Here is a 17086-nt window from a genome sequence, read left to right as displayed (position 1 = left end):
CGGTAAAGATTTGCGCACCAACGCGTTTTGCGGGTGCGTTCCTAGACCTTTTCGATCCCCGCGACGGTGCGCTTGCCGCGGCGCAACACCAGCCACCGGCCATGCAGGAAATCCGAGGGCTGTGGAGCCCACTCCTCGCTGTCGATGCGGACGTTGTTGACCGACACACCGCCCTCATTGAGGGTGCGGCGCGCGGCCTTGCGGCTCTCGGACAGGCCGCTGGCCACCAACAGGTCGACGATCCCGTCCGGGCCGCCGGGTTTGAGCTCGGCGACCGACGCCTCGCGCAGCGCCGCCGCCAGCGTCGCCTCGTCCAGCCGGTCCAGTTCGCCCTGCCCGAACAGCGCCCGGCTGGCGTGCTCGACCGCCTCGGTGGCCGCCTCCCCGTGCACCAGGACGGTCAGTTCGCGGGCCAGCCGTCGCTGCGCGGCCCGCTGCTGCGGGCGCTCGGCCGTCGCCTGTTCCAGCTCGGCCAGCTCCTCGGCCGACAGGAAGGTGAACCACCGCAGGTAGCGGATCACGTCGGCGTCGGCGGTATTGAAGAAGTACTGGTACCAGGCATACGGGGTGGTCATCGCCGGGTCGAGCCACAGGCTGCCGCCGCCGGTGGACTTGCCGAATTTGGTGCCGTCGGCCGCCGTCACCAACGGCACGGTGAGCGCGTGCACCGTCGCGCCCAGCTTCTGGCGCACCAACCGGACGCCGGCGATGATGTTGCCCCACTGGTCGGAGCCGCCGATCTGCAGCGCGCAGTCGTAGCGTCGGTGCAGTTCGACGTAGTCGTTGGCCTGCAGCAGCATGTAGCTGAACTCCGTGTAGGAGATGCCCTCGCCCTCGAGCCGCCGCCGGATCGTGTCGCGGTCCAGCATGACGTTGACCGAGAAGTGCTTGCCCAGGTCCCGCAGGAACTCGATGGCCGACAACGGGGCCGTCCAGTCCAGGTTGTTGACGACGACGGCGCCCGTCGGGGACGTGTCGAAGTCGACGAAGCGCTCCAGCTGGCCCCGGATGCGCTCGGTCCATTCGGCGACGGTGTCCGCCTCGTTGAGGGTGCGCTCCCCGACGTCGCGCGGGTCACCGATCATGCCGGTGGCCCCGCCGGCCAGCACGATCGGGCGGTGGCCGGCGCGCTGAAACCGGCGCAGCGCCAGCAGCGGCACCAGGTGCCCCGCGTGCAGGCTGGCCGCCGTGGGGTCGAAGCCGGCGTACACCGTCATCGGCCCGCGCTGCGCCTCGGCCGCCAGCGCGTCGAGGTCGGTGGACTGTGCGATCAGCCCGCGCCAGCCCAGCTCGTCAAGGATCCCGGAAGACATCGCCGCCGACTTTAGTCGCTCCCGAGGCCACGATTCGCCCACGCGCTGCGGGATGAGGCAAGCTAACCGAGCGGCGCACCGCCGCGTCACCGCCTGCCCGCTGAGTGCACCGACGACGTGGAGCGTTATGGACAACCGATACTGGCCGCTGGTCGTCGTGGTGGTGATGCTGGCCCTCGGGCTGACGCTCACGGTCGCCGACTTCAAACGCGCCGCCACGATGCGCAAACCGCTCGCGGTGGCGCTCACCTGCCAGTCGCTGCTGCTGCCGGCCCTGTGCCTGGCGATCGCCGAGGCCTTCCACCTCGAGCCTCATCTGGCCGTGGGTCTCATGCTGATGGCCGCCACCCCCGGCGGGACGATGTCGAGCATCCTGAGCCACCTGTTCAACGGCGACCTGGCACTCAACCTCACGCTGACCGCGATCAACGCCGTGCTGTCGATCGTCGCGCTGCCCGCGATCCTGGCGGTGTCGATGACCTGGTTCCTCGGAGAAGGCCGGTTCCTCCCGCTCCAGGTGGACAAGTTCTTCACGGTGTTCGGCCTGGTGCTCGTCCCGATCGGGATCGGAGTCGCCTTCCGCCACCGCTTCCCCGAACTCGCCCGCCGACTGCAGCGTCCGGTCCGCATCATTGCGCTGGCATTGCTGGTCGTCGCCGTGCTCGGCGCGGTCGCCGGGGGGCGAACGACGTTGTGGCATCACTTCGGCGTGCTGAGCGGGGCCGTCGTGACCTTCTGCGCCGTGAGCCTGACGGTCGGCTACCTGGCGCCGCGCTTCATGCGGCTGGCTCCCCGTCAGGCCGTGGCGGTCAGCCTCGAGGTCGGGATGCACAACGCCGTGGTGGCGATGGGCATCGCGTTGAGCCCGCAGTTGCTGAACAGCACCGAAATGGCCATGCCGGCCGCGTTGTACAGCGCCGTCGCGCCCCTGCTGGCCGTGACGTTCGTGTTCCTCGCGCGGCGAGTCGACCCCGCCTTTCGCGCCGTCGCACCCGTGCCCGCCTAGGCCGCCAGCTAGTCGCTGGTCCCGGGGGCGGGAGCGCGTGGGCTGCGGCGGTAGGCCGAGACTTCCGGCCGGCCTGCGAGCCAGAATCGCCAGGGCCGGTCGGCCGCCTGGCTGACCCCGACGCGCGGACCGGACGCGGGGGTCAGCGGCTCGTTGAGTTCGAGGGTCACCGGGCTGGCCGGGTCGAAGAGGTCGATGCCGTTGTCGTCCATGGTGATTCCCAGGGCCGAGCACAGGTTCCCCGGCCCCCGCGCGAGCGCGGCGCCACGCACCAGCTCGCCTCGGCGGGCGCGCGGTCTCGGTGCCCTCCTCGAGGGCGGCGGCGCGCAACAACACCGCCGCGGCCGTGCCGTCCGGCCCGCAGGAGACGTTGGCGCAGACGTGGATCCCGTGGCTGCGGTAGGTGTAAAGCCGCCCGGGCGGCCCGAACATCACCGCGTTGCGTCCGCTGATCCCCCGATAGGAGTGCGCCGCGGCGTCCGGCCAGGGACCGTCGGGAACGCCGCCGTAGGCCTCGACTTCGACGATGACGGCGCTGACGCCCCGCCCGGTGAGGGTGGCGCCGAGTAGCCGTTGGGCAGCAGCGACGGGGTCGACGAGCAGCTGGCGTGCGGCCACCCACCGAACCTACCGACCGCGCCGCCATGGCAGTATCCCGGTGTCCTGGGACCTGCGAAGGAGCACACGTCATGCATCCGATCGACCCCGCCGCTACCGCGTGGCTGCTGGCCAGCACCGCGCTGGTGCTGCTGATGACTCCCGGTCTGGCCGTCTTCTACGGCGGCATGGTCCGCACCACCGGGGTGCTCAACATGATCATGATGAGCTTCATCTCCATCCCGCTGGTCACGGTGGCGTGGCTACTGGTCGGCTACACCATCGCGTTCTCCGCGGACGGGGCGAGCGGGTTCCTCGGCAACCTCAGGCACATTGGGATGCTGGGCATCACCCCGGACACCGCACACGGGGCGGTGCCCGAGCTGCTGTACGCCACGTTCCAGGTCACGTTCGCGATCATCACGGCCGCCCTGGTCAGCGGGGCGATCGCGGACCGCGCGAAGTTCGCCGCGTGGATGGTGTTCGTCCCGGTGTGGACGGTGGTCGTGTATTCGGTTGTGGCGCACTGGGTGTGGGGGCCCGGCGGGTGGCTGGCCAAGCTGGGTGTGCTCGACTACGCGGGCGGCCTGGTCGTCGAGATCGTGTCCGGTTCCTCGGCCCTGGCCCTGGCCCTGGTGCTCGGGCCCCGCATCGGCTTCAAGAAGGACGCCATGCGGCCGCACAACCTGCCGCTGGTGTTGCTCGGCGTCGGTCTGCTGTGGTTCGGCTGGTTCGGGTTCAACGCCGGCTCCGCCCTGGCGGCCAACGGCACCGCCGCGGCCATCTTCCTGAACACGCTCGTCGCCGGCTGCCTGGGCATGCTGGGCTGGCTGTCGGTGGAGCAGATCCGCGACGGCCGGCCCACGACGTTCGGTGCGGCCTCCGGCGTGGTGGCCGGGCTGGTCGCGATCACGCCGTCGTGCGGCACCGTCAACACGCTGGGCGCGGCGGTCGTCGGGCTCGCGGCGGGCGTCGTGTGCTCGTTCGCGGTCAGCGCGAAATTCCGCTTCAACTATGACGATTCGCTGGACGTGGTCGGCGTGCATTTCGTCGGCGGCGTCGTCGGGGTGTCGTTGATCGGGCTGCTCGCCACGGCGGTCATGACCTCGGGCCCGCGGGGCCTGTTCTACGGCGGCGGCTTTTCCCAGCTGGGCAAGCAGGCGCTCGCGATCGTCGTCGTCGCGCTCTATGCGTTCACGGTGTCGTTCGTGCTCGCGAAGGTGATCGACCGGCTGATGGGATTTCGGCTCAGTCCGGAGGACGAGACCACCGGCGTGGACCTCACGCAGCACGCCGAGACCGCCTACGCCGAGGGCGTGCACGGCCACCTGCCGCTGCGGCGCCCCGGTTCGGAAGGTCGGTCCCCGTAACCCCTTGACAGTCCCTCGGTAGAGGACGATATTTCATCACATGATGACTTCATCACGTGATGAATTAATCTCCGACCCCGCCGTCCGCATCGATCACCTGCGGGTGATCCGCGGCAAGCGCCCGGCCCTGCACGATCTGTCGGTACAGATCGTGCAGGGCAGCATCACCGGCCTGCTTGGCCCGTCCGGCTGCGGCAAGACCACCCTGATGCGCTGCATCGTCGGCACTCAGCTCGTCACCTCGGGAACCGTCACCGTGCTCGGCCACCCGGCCGGGTCGGCGTCGCTGCACCGCCGGGTCGGGTATCTGCCGCAGGACCCGACCATCTACAACGACCTGCGCGTGGTCGACAACGTCCGGTATTTCGCCTCGCTGTACGGTTTCGACCGCCAGGCCGCCGACGCGGCGATCGAGCAGGTGGGGCTGGCCGATCACCGAACCGCCTTCTGCGGCAACCTTTCCGGCGGTCAGCGCACCCGGGTGTCGCTGGCCTGCGCTCTGGTCTGCCATCCCGCCCTCCTGGTGCTCGACGAGCCGACGGTGGGCCTGGACCCCGTCCTGCGCGCGGACCTCTGGGACCAGTTCGCCGATCTCGCCCGCGGGGGAACCACGCTGCTGGTGTCCAGCCACGTCATGGACGAGGCCGACCACTGCGGTGACCTGCTGCTGATGCGGGACGGTCACCTGCTCGCGCACACCACACCGGCCCGACTACGAGAGGACACCGGATGCACGTCACTGGAGGACGCGTTTCTGTCCATCATCAAGCGCAACATCATGCGCCAGGCCGGTTAGGCCTCAAGGGATACACCGCCACCACGGCACGGATCCTGCGTCAGCTGGCGGCCGACCACCGCAGCGTCGCGATGATCCTGTTCGTGCCGGTCTTGGTGATCACCCTGATGTATTACATGCTGCAGAACGAGCCGCACCGGCCGGGCGGGCCGACGCCCTTCAACAACGCCTGCCTGATCCTGCTGGGCCTGTTCCCGCTGTTCGTGATGTTCATCATCACCGCGATCACCATGCAGCGGGAACGTGCCTCCGGCACGCTGGAGCGCATCCTGACCACTCCCCTGCGCCGGTTCGATCTGCTGATGGCCTACGGCACCGCCTTCTCGACGGCCGCAGCGGCACAGGCCGTCTTGGCGTGCATCGTGTCGTTCTGGCTGCTCGGCTTCGACACCGCCGGCAGCCCGGCGTGGGTGTTCGTGATCGCGATCGTCAACGCCGTCCTCGGCGTGGGCCTGGGCCTGCTGTGTAGCGCCTTCGCGCGCACCGAGTTTCAGGCGGTGCAGTTCATCCCGCTGGTGATGGTGCCGCAGCTGTTGCTGGCCGGCATCATCGTGCCCCGCGCGTTGATGGCGCACTGGCTGCAATGGGTCAGCGACGTGATGCCGGCCAGCTACGCGCTGGAGGCACTGCAACAGGTGGGGGTGCACCCGCAGCTGACCTACGTCGCGGTGCGCGACATCGTCGTCGTGCTGGGTTTCGCGCTCGCGTCGCTGTGCCTGGCGGCCGCGACGCTGCGGCGACGGACGCCGTAGTGGCGAGGTCCTAGTGGCGATCGCCAATGAGGGCCGCCGGCGGCCCGGGCGGCCGGCGGGCAGCTCCGACACCCGCAACCGCATCCTGGCCAGCGCCCGAGAATTGTTCGCCACCAATGGAATTGGCAACACCTCGATCCGCGCGGTGGCGGCCGCGGCCGGCGTCGACTCGGCGCTGGTGCATCACTACTTCGGCACCAAGGAGAAGCTGTTCGCCGCGGCCGTCCACATCCCGATCGATCCGATGGACATCATCGGCCCGCTGCGCGACGTGCCGATCGAGGAAGTCGGTTACCGGCTGCCGTCGATGTTGTTGCCGCTGTGGGATTCCGACCTGGGCACGGGGTTCATCGCCACGCTGCGGTCCATCCTGGCCGGCTCGGAGGTCAACCTGTTCCGCACGTTCATCGAGGACGTGATCGCGGTGGAAGTCGGCCCGCGCGTTGACAATCCGCCCGGCAGCGGGGTCATCCGCGTCCAGTTCGTCGCGTCCCAGCTGGTCGGCGTCGTGATGTCCCGCTATATCCTGCAGCTGGAGCCGTTCGCGTCACTGCCGGCCCAGCAGGTCGCGCAGACCATCGGGCCGAACCTGCAGCGCTACCTCACCGGGGATCTGCCGGATGGGCTCGTGCCATGAGCCGGGCGTGCTCGTCGTCGTCGACGTCGCGGGCCTCGTCGACCAGCAGCACCGGGATGCCGTCCTCGATCCGGTAGGCGCGCCGCAGCCGCGGGTTGTACAGCAGCTCCCCATCGCCCGGGTCCACGAGCAGCAACGGGCCCCGGTCGGCCGGGCACACCAGGATTTCCAGCAGTGAATCGTCAATCATGGTCGCGCCCGCTCAGCTCGGACCGCACGCTCGGAGTCAGCTTCCGGAAGAAGTTGGCGTCGGCGTCGAAGTACCAGACCTGGCGGCCCGGCTTGGGAATTCCGGCCGCGCGCAGGGCGCTGACGGTCGGACGGTAGGTGGCGCTCAAGGTCATCTCCGGACACACCTGGACGATGTCGGGGCCGACGCCGATGGGGATCTTCGCCACGGCGTCGGTCAGGTCGGCCGCGGTGATGCTGGCCCCCGGCAGCAGCGTGACCGCCGAGACCGCGACCTGGCGGTCGCCCACCGGCACGTTGTAGGTCACCACGAGATCGACGCCGGTGACGCAGCCGAGCACGTTGTTCACCGGCTCGTCGAAGACGGGACCGCGCGCGGTGTGGACCACCGAGCCGCGCCGGCCCGCCAGCCAGTAGTCGCCGTCGTCGTCGCGGTAGAACAGGTACTCGGTCGAGATCCAGGTGTCGCCGGCGGCGAACACGCCCCGTTTGACCGACGCGGTCGGGTCGATCGGACCGTTGGACGCGGCGAGCAGCACCCCGACTTGTTTCGGCTCGGCGATCTGGACGAAGCCGCGGTCGTTCTCCAGGATCAGGTCGTGTTCGACGTCGTAGGCGGCCAGCTCGATGCGCCCGGCGCCCGGCAGCGGACGGCCCTTGCTGCCGACCTTGGCGCCGGACACGTTGGCCAGCACCGCCTGCCCGTCGGTGGTGGCGAAGAACTCGACGACGTGGGCGGGCGCGAAGGCGTCGACGACGCGGCCCCACAGCCCGGTCGGCATGCCCGAACCGATGAACAGCCGCACCGGGTGGTTGCCGTGCAGCACGAACGCGGGATCGTCGACGATCTCGCGGAGCATGGCCCACGTGTAGGACACCACCGTGACGCCGTACTGCCGCACCTCTTGGACGAACCGCTCGCGGTCCAGGCCGCGGGACAGCGCGATGCGGGTGCCGCCGACCACCGCGCCGCCGAGGCTCACCAGCAGCGCCGACTCGTGGTGCAGCGGGGTCAGGCAGTAGACGGTGTCCCGGCGGTCCAGGGCGGCCGTCGAGGCGGTCCCGAACGCCGACACCGCCCAGCGGTAGTTGGTGATCTGCTTGGCCACCAGCTCGCCGCCGGCCGCGCTGAACGCGATGAACGCCAGGTCACGCGCCAGTCCCGGGTTGGGCCGGTACCAGCCGGGCAGCTCGACGGCGTCAGGGTCGATGTGTTCCATGTCGATGACGTCGCTGTCGTCGGGCAGGTGCAGATCCCGCGCCTCGCCGCCGCCCAGCACCAGCACCTGCCGCAACCCCTGGCGGTCCGACGCCAGCACCGCCTCCAGGTTGGTGGGGTCGGTCAGCAGCTCGGTCACCCCCCCGAGCCGGATCGACGCGGCCAGGTCGGCGTCCGGTCGCATCACCACGGCGACGGCACCCAGCCGGGACAGCGCGGCGATCGCGACCAGCGCGCTGGGTCGCGTCTCCATCAGGACACCGACCCGGTCGCCCTGGCGCACCCCGACCTCGATCAGGCCGCGGACGACGTTGTTGATGCGCCGGTTGACGGCCTCGTAGGTGTGCACGCGCCCGTCAAAGAGCAGGAATTCGCCCTGCGGTGCGTCGTGCGCCTGCTCGTCGATGATGCGGCCCAACGAGATGCGCGTGTGGTCGTTGATCTGTCCCAGCCGGACCAGTCGCGGCAGCGTGCGGGCCGTTTCGACGGCCAGGGTGCGCATCGACTTGTTGGCCGCGACCACCGTGTTGGCGGCACCGCGCACCACGCCCAGCGCCGCCTCGGAAACCTCCCCGATGCCGTGCGCGAGACGGGAACTCAACGCGACACCGCTGTCGGTGTGCTTCTCGGGCTGGTCGGCCATCAGGTCGATGCCGTCCGGTATGTCGCCGCCGGTGGACAGCCACTTCACCCATTCGGCGACGGTCGGCCAGCTCTGCTGCGCCGCCTTGGATCCGACGACCAAACCGAAATGGCCTGTGCGGATAAGCTTTTCGTAGACCTCGGCGTCCGGCGCCGCGCGCCTGATGCCGCGCACCGACGCCGGCTGCCCGATGTCGTCCACCTCGCCGACGAAGGCCAGCACCGGGCAGGTGATGTCGGTGAGCGTGACCATCTGCCCGTTGACGGCGAAGCCGCCGGTCATCATGCGGTTGTGGGCGATGAACTGTTTGAGCAGTTCAGAGATCGCCGGGCCGGACCAGGCGATCCAGCCCTCGCGTTCGAGGAACCTGCGCTGCTGTTCGCGCGGCAGCAAGGCCTCGCGGTCGTGCAGCTGGCGGACGAAGTCGACGCGCGCCTTGGCGGTCTTGAGCGGGTCGAGCATCTGAAAGCCGGTGCGCGCCATCCAGCTGGGGATGGCCAGCCGGCTGAAGACGTGGTCGGCCATGAAGTTGGCGGCCGGCGCGGCGAAGTTCGGCGGGATGCCCATCGGCAAGGCGGCCAGGGTGTCCACCGGCGAGCCGAAGGTGACGATGCTGGCCAGGCTCTTCGACCGCCGGTAGGCGGCAACCTGGTAGCACCACATGCCGCCTTGGGAGTAACCGACGAGATGGATGTCGCTGCCCGTGACGTCCTTCACGGTGTCGATGGCCTGGCTGAGCGCGACGATGTGGTCGGCCAGGGTGCGGCGCATGCCGCCTTCGACCTTGTCCGGTTCGCCGAAGTCGATGACCCAGGGGTCCAGCCCGTTGGCGTGCAGGATGCCGACCGCGCCGTCCTCGCGGGTGACGTCCCACATGTCCGCCGACATCATCATCGGGTGCACCATCAGCACCGGCGGGCCCACCGGCGGCTTGTCCGGCCGGTTGTCGGGCGGGAAATAACGCCGGAGCTTGTACATCTTCACGCTCTCGACGATCTGCGACGGCGACGGGACACTACCCGTCTCCAAGCCCCCCAGCCGGACGACTTCCAGCCCGTTCTGCGCCGTAGCTATCAGGCGCTCCACCGGTCGCGTGACGATCGACAAGTTGAGATCCACGGCCGCTCCCCTATGTCTTGACAGCTCCGACATCATGGCACACCAGCGGGGTCGGCGGGCCTGGCCAGGCGATTTGCTCGGGGGTGGTCAGCGGCTGCAGTCGTGCGGGTCGGCCTTCGGACCCAATCGGGCTCCGTCCGGGGTCGCCGCGTCTGGGGCGTCCAGCGTGATCGCGACTCGCCCCGCTAACGCTTGCCCGTCGGGCCCCGGTGGCAGAACAGAGTACTGCGCGGCCATATCCCATAACGATTACGAACGCACAACGACTTCGGCGGCTCGCCAGCAAATTCCGAGAGCCGAATCGGGCCGCGCATACGGTGTCGCACGTGTGGCCGGTAGCCGTGGTCGTCCGTCGCGCTGCGATCGTCGCGTTGTGCGTCGTCGTTTCAGTGATCTCGGCGCCCCCGTCGGCCGCCGATCCGGACGCCGAGAACGCCGCGGCCACCGCTGGACCCTCCGACGAGGGGCGGGTGCCCTCGTCCGAACCGGTGACCTACACAACGCCCGAAGGCTGGGATTTGACCCTGGGCGCCAAGGACGAGTCGCAAGTCCCCATAGCGCCGTTGACGACCGCCCTCTCGTCTCGTGAATACCTCGCCCGCGGAACGTTCTTCGGTTCGCTGGACGGGCTCGAGCAGCCCCGCGGCGTCCTCGAGGTGGGTTATGAGATCGGCTGCGGAATCGACATGAGCACCTCCAACGGCGTGACGCTCGGAGGCAGCGCGGGCGTAACCCCCGGCTTGGGCTTGGCGGGCGTGTTTACCGGTACGCCGGCGGCGGTGCCGTTGGTCACCACCCCGCTGAACGGGGTGGTATCCGTGGGCCTCAAGCCCGGTGTCGTAGTCGAAGTACCGGTGGCCAAAAAAGAGTTCAAGGGCCCGAATCCGCGGGTCATCGTCACCGGCTTCCACGTCAAAATCGACGGGTGCGTGGGACAGTCGTTCATCCGGTCCTACGCGACGCTGACCCAGGTGACCGACGAATCCGACGTCGTGCTGTCCTACGTCGGCGTGACCAAGTCCGTCTGACCCAATCAGAAGGGTGGGGGTTCGTCGTCCGGCGGTGCCGGGCCGGTGTGGGTTGCCAGGCGGGCACGCCGGTTGCGGTGGCGTTCGGAGGCGACGTGGTGGGCCCGGTTCTGGGCGCGGGTGCGGGTGCGCAGGGGCATCCGCGCGGTGCGCTCGCCGCAGCGCTCGCGCGGTGTGGGGGCGGGCAGGGGCCCGGTGGGCGCACACAGGGTCGGGAAGAGCAACGCACTGCCCGGTGTCGTGGCGTAGGTGTGCCCGCCAGGTAGCCGCCAGATGATGGTGCCGTCGGGCAACTGTTCGTCCTGCCAACCCCAGAAGGTCTTCAGCAGATGATGTTGGCGGCAAAGGGCCTTCAGGTTCGACGCGTGGGTGGGCCCACCGTCGTCGTACGGGATCGTATGGTCGATGTCGCAGTCGGCGGCAGGCCGGTCGCACCCCGGCGCCCGGCACGTCAGGTCCCGGCATCGGACGAAGTCCGCCAGCCGGGTCGAGGGGGTATAGCGCGGTTCGGCTTCGACGGGGATGGTGAGCGGGACCAGCTTGGCCGAGCGAGCGAGTTCGGCGATCACCTCGGCCGGTATGAGTCCGTCGACGCCGGGCAGGACGCCCGGGGCCCCGCCTTGTCCGGAGACCGTCGCCTGCTCGGCGACGACATGGATCACCACATTGCTCGGGGTGCGCCCGCCGCCGGCGCAGTCGGGCGTTCCGCAGAGACACCGCAACCGCTGCGCCCCGGCGGCCAGCGCGCCCAGCGCATCGGCCCGCCGCTGTCGAGGGGTGCGCGGGTCGGCGCCACACACGCTGCGCGCCATTTCCTCGAGCCGCCGATCCAGCGCATGCCCGTCGGCGCCGAACAGGCTGCCGGTCAGCCACACCATCCCCGACTCGTTGTCTTGCACATCCACAAACCGATCGGCGACCGCCTCCTTGGCCCGGCGCACCGCGTCGGAATCCACCAGCGCCACCACTCGATCCACGGCCGCGCTCAGCCCGCGTCGGGTCAACGACGGGCGCCGCGACACCATCGCCGCCAACTGCGCGTCCACACGCGCCATGACGTCGGGATCGGTGATCAGGTCGGTGCGGTAGACGATCGTCTGAAATGCGCGATAGTCGATATCCCCGGCCTGGAACGCCTTACCGACCTCGGGTAGCCGCTCGCGCATCGCCATCGCATAGCCCAGGTAGGTGTGCGCCATCGCCAGGCTGCATCCCAACGCCGCACCGACTTGCGCGGCGACCGCGTCCCACGCATCAGCGGCCCAGTCCGCCCGCTCCCCCGAATCGCGGCACCGCAAGACAAGCAAGTCGCCCACTGCCGCAAGGCGTTCCGCGGCGGCCCGCGCCTCCGCCCGCCCCGCGTCGCGAACCCGGGCCAGCAGCGCGGCCGATTCCGGCGTAGACCGCGCAGCGGCGGCATATTCGAACATAGTTTCGATACTAGGTGGGGGGTCCGACAAGCCCCGGGGAACCGCCGCGAACCCGGCCCGACCCGGACGGTTTGCACCTCTTCAAACCGGGTACGCACCGAATGCGCTTCGGTCACGACGCGCCGTCGGGGCCACCTCGGTTGAAACACACAGCTGGGCGCTTACCAGTTCTCTGGGCAGCCATCGCGAGTCGTCATCGCGCGCTGGCTGCTTGAGCGTGTTTCGGTGCAGAAGTGAGGTGACGCATGGGCAAAACCGCCGCGGACTGTCACGGCACGGCGTCGTTCTCGGTGTGTGGGCCACCGCATGCTCACGTCATGCCGCACGGGCACCACCCCAGCCAGTAACCCGGAATGACCAACGAGCCAACGAGCCAGGAAGGCAGATCAAATGTTGTTGTCAGGCAACGGCGGACGGCGCAAGTACGAGGCGATGCAGCTGGGCGAGCGGGCGTTGTACGACGTCGCGCACGGCCGCTTCGAACGCTCGCTGTCCGGGCTGACGGCCATGGCCGCCCTCGTGACCACAGCCGAGATCTATTTCGAGCACTACAAGGCGAGCTTCGGCAACAAGTGGATGTGGAGCCCGATCGTGGTCACCCCGCCGGTGGTGGTCGCCGGAATCGGCGGGGTGTTCTCCCGGCGCTGGGCCAAACTCTGGCTGCCGATCACGGCCGGCATCTACACGGCCAACGGCCTCATGGGCGAGTACCTGCACGCGCGCGGGGTGGCCCGCAAGCCCGGTGGATGGAAGAACGCGTCGTACAACGTGCCGATGGGCCCGCCGATCGCGGCGCCGGGCCTGATGTGCATGGTCGGCGGGATGGGGTTGTTGGCCTCGATCCTGCGGCGCGAGCGGTTCCGGGGCTGAGCGCGATGGCAGACACCACCCGCCCCGACCACCTGCCCAACCTGCGACCGGATCGCAAACCCCCGCACCCGTCCTGGCTGCCCAGACAACGCCGCGGGACCACGCCCCAAATGATCGGGCGCTACCCGGATTTCGACGTGCTGGAGACGGCCGACACCTGGGACGAGGCCACCAGGAAGGTGGTGCTGGCCCGGCTGGAGCCGCCCGGCCCGCTGCGGTTCTTCACCGCCGACGAGGAGCCCTGCCTGCGCGCGTTCTGCGACACCGTGCTCGCCCAGGACACCGAGCCGCGGGTGCCCGTGCCCGAGTCGGTCGACTCCAAGCTGGCCGACGGCCGGCTCGACGGCTATCAGTACGCCGACATGCCCGACGACCGCGACACCTGGCGGCTGGTGCTGCGCGCGCTGGACGAGACCGCGTCCCGCCGCTACGGCAAGGCCTCGTTCGCCGACGCGGAGCCCGACACCCGAGAAGCGATCGTCGACCAGTTCTCCGACGGCGCCCTGGACGGCGGCACCTGGGAGCGCCTCAACGTCAAACGCGCGTGGTCGGTGTGCATGCGAATGGTGTTGTCCGGCTTCTACTCCCATCCCTGGGCGTGGAACGAGATCGGGTTCGGCGGCCCGGCCTACCCGCGCGGGTTCATGCGCCTGGGCGGTGCCACGGGAGATGCCGCGGCCCGCGAACCGTTCGAGACGAGGGGCGCCACGGACGAGGACCCGGTCCGCGTGGTCCAGCAAGGTGAGCTGTGATGGGTGACCGACTCCGCGGACTGCTCAGGGGAGCCGTCGGGCCCAAGGACAACGAATCGCGGTTCCTGCTCGACGTGCACTCGCGCGACCTGCCCGGCGAGAAGACCATGCAGCGATACCGCGACGACGACGAGGTCGACTTGGTGGTCGTCGGCGCCGGTGCCGGCGGATCGGTGCTCGCCCAGCGCCTCGCGCGGGCCGGCTGGCGGGTCGTCATCCTCGAGGCGGGCCCGTTCTGGCACCCCGACGAGGACTGGGTGTCCGACGAGGCGGGTTCGCACGCGCTGTACTGGACGCAGAAGCGCATCATCGGCGGTGAGGACCCGATCGAGCTGGGCAAGAACAATTCCGGGCGCGGGGTGGGCGGCTCGATGGTCCACTACGCCGGCTACACGCCGCGGTTTCATCCCAGCGACTTTCACACCTACACCCTCGACGGTGTCGGCGCGGACTGGCCGATCCGCTACGAGGACGTCCGCGCGCATTACGAGCGGATCGAGCTGGAGTTGCCGGTGGCCGGGCAGAACTGGCCCTGGGGCTACCCGCACCGGTATTCCTTTTCCCCGCACCCGATTTCGGGCGCGGCCGCCAAGCTGTGGCGAGGCGCTATGCAGCTCGGCATCGAGATGCGCGTGGGGCCCGTCGGGATCGTCAACGGCACCTTCGGTAACCGCCCGCACTGCATCTACCGCGGATACTGCCTGCAGGGCTGCAAGGTCAACGCCAAAGCCAGCCCGTACGTCACGCACCTGCCCGACGCGCTGGCCCACGCCGTGGAGGTGCGCGCCAATTGCATGGCGGCCCGGGTCGAACTCGACGAGAGCGGCGCCGCGCGCGGGGTGGTCTATTACGACGAGGTGGGCGGCACCGAACGGTTGCAGCGGGCCAAGGTCGTCGCGATCGCCGGGTACTCCATCGAGACGCCGCGGTTGCTGCTGAACTCGGCCAGCGACCGCTTCCCGAACGGGTTGGGCAACAACGACGACCAGGTCGGCCGGTACGTGATGGTGCAGGGCGCCACGCAGTCGGCGGGCCGGTGGTCGGAAGAGGTCCGGATGTACAAGGCGCCACCCCCGGAGGTGTCCTCGGAGCAGTTCTACGAGACTGACCCGTCGCGCGGGTTCGCCCGCGGCTTCTCCATCCAGACCGTCTCGCCGCTGCCCATCGGTTGGGCCGAACACGTGCTCGCCGACGGGCATTGGGGGCGGGCGTTGCGGGAGTACATGCGCGACTACAACCACTGGGCGACCATAGGCGTGCTCAACGAGCTGTTGCCGCTGCCGAATAATCGGGTCACCCTCGCCCAGGAGACGGACCCGTATGGCATCCCGGTCGCCCGGTTCGACTACACGCTGTGCGACAACGACAAGGCCAACATGGCCTACTCCACCAAGGTGATCGACGACATCCTGCACGCGTCGGGCGCCCAGGACGTGCTGACCATCCAACGGTTCGCCCACCTGATCGGGGGCGCCCGCATGGGCACCCGCCCGGACAACTCGGTGGTCGATTCCGACCACCGAGTGTGGGGCGTGCCGAACCTGTTCCTCACCGACGGCTCGGTCTGCCCGACGCAGGGCTCGGCGAATCCGGCGCTGACGATCATGGCGTTGGCCTCGCGGCTGGCCGAACGGATGGCGACCGGCAAGATCGGCCGGGACGCCCCGGCAAGCCGGCCGACGAAGGCGGGGGTACGTGTCTGACCGCACGATCGACGTCGAGGTGACCTTCTCCCCGCGGGTGCTGCGCGAGTACGCGCTGCTCGCCGACGGCGAACGGGGCGCGCTGATCGGTCCGCAGGGTGACGTCGCGTGGATGTGCGCCCCACGGTGGGACTCCGACGCCGTGTTCTCGAATCTCATTGGCGGCGACGGGGTCTACGCGATCACCCCGACCGACGTCCGGCACGTGTGGGGCGGCTATTACGAGCCGGGCACCCTGATCTGGCGCAACCGGTGGATCACCCGCGACGGCATCGTGGAATGCCGCGAGGCGCTGGCCTTCCCGGGCGATCCCGACCGGGTGGTGCTGCTGCGCCGGTTGATGGGTTGCCGCGGGACCGCGCGCGTGCGGCTGTTGTTGCAGCCGAGCGCCGGGTTCGGACGGCACGGCTCCGGCGACCTGAGCGTCGACGACGGGGTATGGAGCGGGAAGTCGGGGCGGTTGCGGTGGCGCTGGCTCGGCGGCTGCGACGCGCGCGCCGTCACCGGGGCGCGCGGCCACGGGGACGTGCTCGCCTGTGAGGTGACCGTCGACGAAGGCGGTCAGCACGACTTCGTCCTGGAGCTCTCCGAACGCACGCTCCCCGACCGGCCGCCCGAACCCGACGTCGCCTGGGACGCAACGGAGGCCGCGTGGCACCGGAGCATGCCCGAGCTGACCGGCACCATCGCCCCGCGCGACGCGCGGCACTCCTACGCGGTGCTGCGCGGGCTGACCAGCAGCGGCGGTGGCATGGTCGCCGCCGCCACGATGAGCCTGCCCGAGCGCGCACACACCAACCAGAACTACGACTACCGCTACGCGTGGATCCGGGATCAGGTGTACGCCGGCATCGCCGCCGCCAGCGTCGGGGCGACCGAATTGCTGGACCGCGCGGTCGAATTCGTCGGCGGACGGCTGCTGGAACACGGACCCGACCTCAAGCCGGCCTACACCGTGACGGGCGGCAGCGTGCCCAGCGAGGAAACCCTCGACCTGCCCGGCTACCCCGGCGGCACCGACAAGGTGGGCAACTGGGTCAACCAGCAATTCCAGCTCGACGTCTTCGGTGAGGCGCTGCAGCTACTGGCGTGCGCGGGCCACGCCGGCCGGCTCGATGTCGAGGGCTGGCGCGCCGCGCAGGCCGCCATCGGCGCGATCGAAAAGCGTTGGCGGGAGCCGGACGCGGGGATCTGGGAGATCGACAACGAGCACTGGACGCAGTCCAGGCTGGCCTGTGTCGCCGGGCTGCGCGCCATTGCCAAGGTGGCGGGCGGCGGCACCGAGGTGGCCGCCAGCGCGTCGCTGGCCGACGCCATCCTGGCCGACACCGCCGCCGGCAGCCTGCACCCGCAGGGCGGCTACTGGCAACGCAGCCCGCGGCTGCCCGGGGTGGACGCCTCGCTGCTGCTGCCCCCCGTGCGCGGGGCCCTGCCCGCCGACGACCCGCGCACCCGCGCCACACTCGACGCCGTCCGTAGGCAGCTCAGCCACGACGGGTTCGTCTACCGCTTCCGCCACGACGAGCGTGATCTCGGCGACGCCGAGGGCGCCTTCCTGCTGTGCGGATTCATGATGGCGCTCGCCGAACAGCCCGGGGGGCCCGCAGGCGGCGCGGTTGCGTTCGAACCAGCGCATCGCGCAATGGGCGTGCCCCAGTTGGT

General features: G+C 69.8%; 14 protein-coding genes and 1 pseudogene. 10 read left to right on the top strand and 5 right to left on the bottom strand.

Features of this window, described 5'->3' with window-relative positions:
* Nucleotides 1-41: 41 nt before the first annotated feature.
* Complete coding sequence (tyrS, locus tag A5692_RS27080) at nucleotides 42-1313, bottom strand: tyrosine--tRNA ligase (protein WP_068062528.1); 1272 nt, start codon at nucleotides 1311-1313, stop codon at nucleotides 42-44.
* 127 nt (nucleotides 1314-1440) lie between these two features.
* On the opposite strand from tyrS, the gene A5692_RS27075 reads away from it, so the two are divergent.
* Nucleotides 1441-2319 (top strand): bile acid:sodium symporter family protein, encoded by an 879-nt coding sequence (locus A5692_RS27075; RefSeq protein WP_068062525.1) that lies wholly within the window; start codon nucleotides 1441-1443, stop codon nucleotides 2317-2319.
* 8 nt (nucleotides 2320-2327) lie between these two features.
* Here the strand turns inward: A5692_RS27075 and A5692_RS27070 are convergent.
* Nucleotides 2328-2937, bottom strand: a pseudogene (locus tag A5692_RS27070) (DNA-3-methyladenine glycosylase).
* A 71-nt stretch (nucleotides 2938-3008) separates the two neighbouring features.
* Here A5692_RS27070 and A5692_RS27065 point away from each other — a divergent pair.
* Genes A5692_RS27065 through A5692_RS27050 form a run of 4 tightly spaced genes read left to right on the top strand, consistent with a single transcriptional unit; the run spans nucleotide 3009 to nucleotide 6471 of the window.
* On the top strand, nucleotides 3009-4286 hold the full coding sequence (locus tag A5692_RS27065) for an ammonium transporter (protein ID WP_068062522.1): 1278 nt from the start codon (nucleotides 3009-3011) through the stop codon (nucleotides 4284-4286).
* A 40-nt stretch (nucleotides 4287-4326) separates the two neighbouring features.
* On the top strand, nucleotides 4327-5082 hold the full coding sequence (locus tag A5692_RS27060; RefSeq protein WP_068062519.1) for an ABC transporter ATP-binding protein: 756 nt from the start codon (nucleotides 4327-4329) through the stop codon (nucleotides 5080-5082).
* Nucleotides 5016-5834 (top strand): ABC transporter permease, encoded by an 819-nt coding sequence (locus tag A5692_RS27055; RefSeq protein WP_156766313.1) that lies wholly within the window; start codon nucleotides 5016-5018, stop codon nucleotides 5832-5834. Before A5692_RS27060 ends, A5692_RS27055 begins: the two co-directional genes overlap by 67 nt.
* A gap of 13 nt (nucleotides 5835-5847) precedes the next feature.
* Nucleotides 5848-6471, top strand: coding sequence for a TetR/AcrR family transcriptional regulator (locus A5692_RS27050; protein ID WP_068062512.1), 624 nt, complete (start codon nucleotides 5848-5850; stop codon nucleotides 6469-6471).
* Here A5692_RS27050 and A5692_RS27045 read toward each other — a convergent pair.
* The gene (locus A5692_RS27045) at nucleotides 6437-6661 is read right to left on the bottom strand and encodes a Trm112 family protein (RefSeq protein WP_068062510.1); all 225 of its coding nucleotides are present in this window, start codon (nucleotides 6659-6661) and stop codon (nucleotides 6437-6439) included. The genes A5692_RS27050 and A5692_RS27045 overlap by 35 nt on opposite strands.
* The gene (locus tag A5692_RS27040) at nucleotides 6654-9641 is read right to left on the bottom strand and encodes an acyl-CoA synthetase (RefSeq protein WP_068062507.1); all 2988 of its coding nucleotides are present in this window, start codon (nucleotides 9639-9641) and stop codon (nucleotides 6654-6656) included. The genes A5692_RS27045 and A5692_RS27040 overlap by 8 nt, the downstream gene beginning before the upstream one ends.
* Before the next feature lie 341 nt (nucleotides 9642-9982).
* Here A5692_RS27040 and A5692_RS27035 point away from each other — a divergent pair, with 341 nt between their 5' ends.
* Entirely contained in the window at nucleotides 9983-10669 is a 687-nt protein-coding gene (locus A5692_RS27035) for an MspA family porin (protein WP_068062592.1), read from the top strand.
* A gap of 5 nt (nucleotides 10670-10674) precedes the next feature.
* Here the strand turns inward: A5692_RS27035 and A5692_RS27030 are convergent, their stop codons facing one another.
* Nucleotides 10675-12099: an HNH endonuclease signature motif containing protein gene (locus A5692_RS27030; RefSeq protein ID WP_068062504.1), complete on the bottom strand. Its 1425-nt coding sequence runs from the start codon at nucleotides 12097-12099 to the stop codon at nucleotides 10675-10677.
* A gap of 390 nt (nucleotides 12100-12489) precedes the next feature.
* On the opposite strand from A5692_RS27030, the gene A5692_RS27025 reads away from it, so the two are divergent.
* The 4 genes from A5692_RS27025 to A5692_RS27010 form a co-directional block, all read left to right on the top strand.
* Nucleotides 12490-12969 (top strand): hypothetical protein, encoded by a 480-nt coding sequence (locus A5692_RS27025; RefSeq protein WP_068062499.1) that lies wholly within the window; start codon nucleotides 12490-12492, stop codon nucleotides 12967-12969.
* Nucleotides 12970-12974: 5 nt separating this feature from the next.
* On the top strand, nucleotides 12975-13721 hold the full coding sequence (locus tag A5692_RS27020; RefSeq protein ID WP_068062496.1) for a gluconate 2-dehydrogenase subunit 3 family protein: 747 nt from the start codon (nucleotides 12975-12977) through the stop codon (nucleotides 13719-13721).
* Nucleotides 13721-15424 (top strand): GMC family oxidoreductase, encoded by a 1704-nt coding sequence (locus tag A5692_RS27015; RefSeq protein ID WP_068062589.1) that lies wholly within the window; start codon nucleotides 13721-13723, stop codon nucleotides 15422-15424. The genes A5692_RS27020 and A5692_RS27015 overlap by 1 nt, the downstream gene beginning before the upstream one ends.
* On the top strand, nucleotides 15417-17086 hold a 1670-nt coding region (locus A5692_RS27010; RefSeq protein WP_068062493.1), incomplete at its 3' end, for a glycoside hydrolase family 15 protein. The genes A5692_RS27015 and A5692_RS27010, both read left to right, overlap by 8 nt.

It is taken from the genome of Mycobacterium sp. E342 (genome assembly GCF_001667665.1).
Taxonomy (GTDB): domain Bacteria; phylum Actinomycetota; class Actinomycetes; order Mycobacteriales; family Mycobacteriaceae; genus Mycobacterium.
The sequence above is the reverse complement of the archived record's forward strand: the minus strand, read 5'-3'. Positions and strand labels throughout refer to the sequence as shown.

Coding starts and splice junctions, on each gene's coding strand:
- tyrS (WP_068062528.1), bottom strand. CDS start 1,313: ATGTCTTCCGGGATCCTTGACGAGCTGGGCTGGCGCGGGCTGATCGCA.
- A5692_RS27075 (WP_068062525.1), top strand. CDS start 1,441: ATGGACAACCGATACTGGCCGCTGGTCGTCGTGGTGGTGATGCTGGCC.
- A5692_RS27065 (WP_068062522.1), top strand. CDS start 3,009: ATGCATCCGATCGACCCCGCCGCTACCGCGTGGCTGCTGGCCAGCACC.
- A5692_RS27060 (WP_068062519.1), top strand. CDS start 4,327: ATGATGACTTCATCACGTGATGAATTAATCTCCGACCCCGCCGTCCGC.
- A5692_RS27055 (WP_156766313.1), top strand. CDS start 5,016: ATGCACGTCACTGGAGGACGCGTTTCTGTCCATCATCAAGCGCAACAT.
- A5692_RS27045 (WP_068062510.1), bottom strand. CDS start 6,661: ATGATTGACGATTCACTGCTGGAAATCCTGGTGTGCCCGGCCGACCGG.
- A5692_RS27030 (WP_068062504.1), bottom strand. CDS start 12,099: ATGTTCGAATATGCCGCCGCTGCGCGGTCTACGCCGGAATCGGCCGCG.
- A5692_RS27025 (WP_068062499.1), top strand. CDS start 12,490: ATGTTGTTGTCAGGCAACGGCGGACGGCGCAAGTACGAGGCGATGCAG.
- A5692_RS27020 (WP_068062496.1), top strand. CDS start 12,975: ATGGCAGACACCACCCGCCCCGACCACCTGCCCAACCTGCGACCGGAT.
- A5692_RS27015 (WP_068062589.1), top strand. CDS start 13,721: ATGGGTGACCGACTCCGCGGACTGCTCAGGGGAGCCGTCGGGCCCAAG.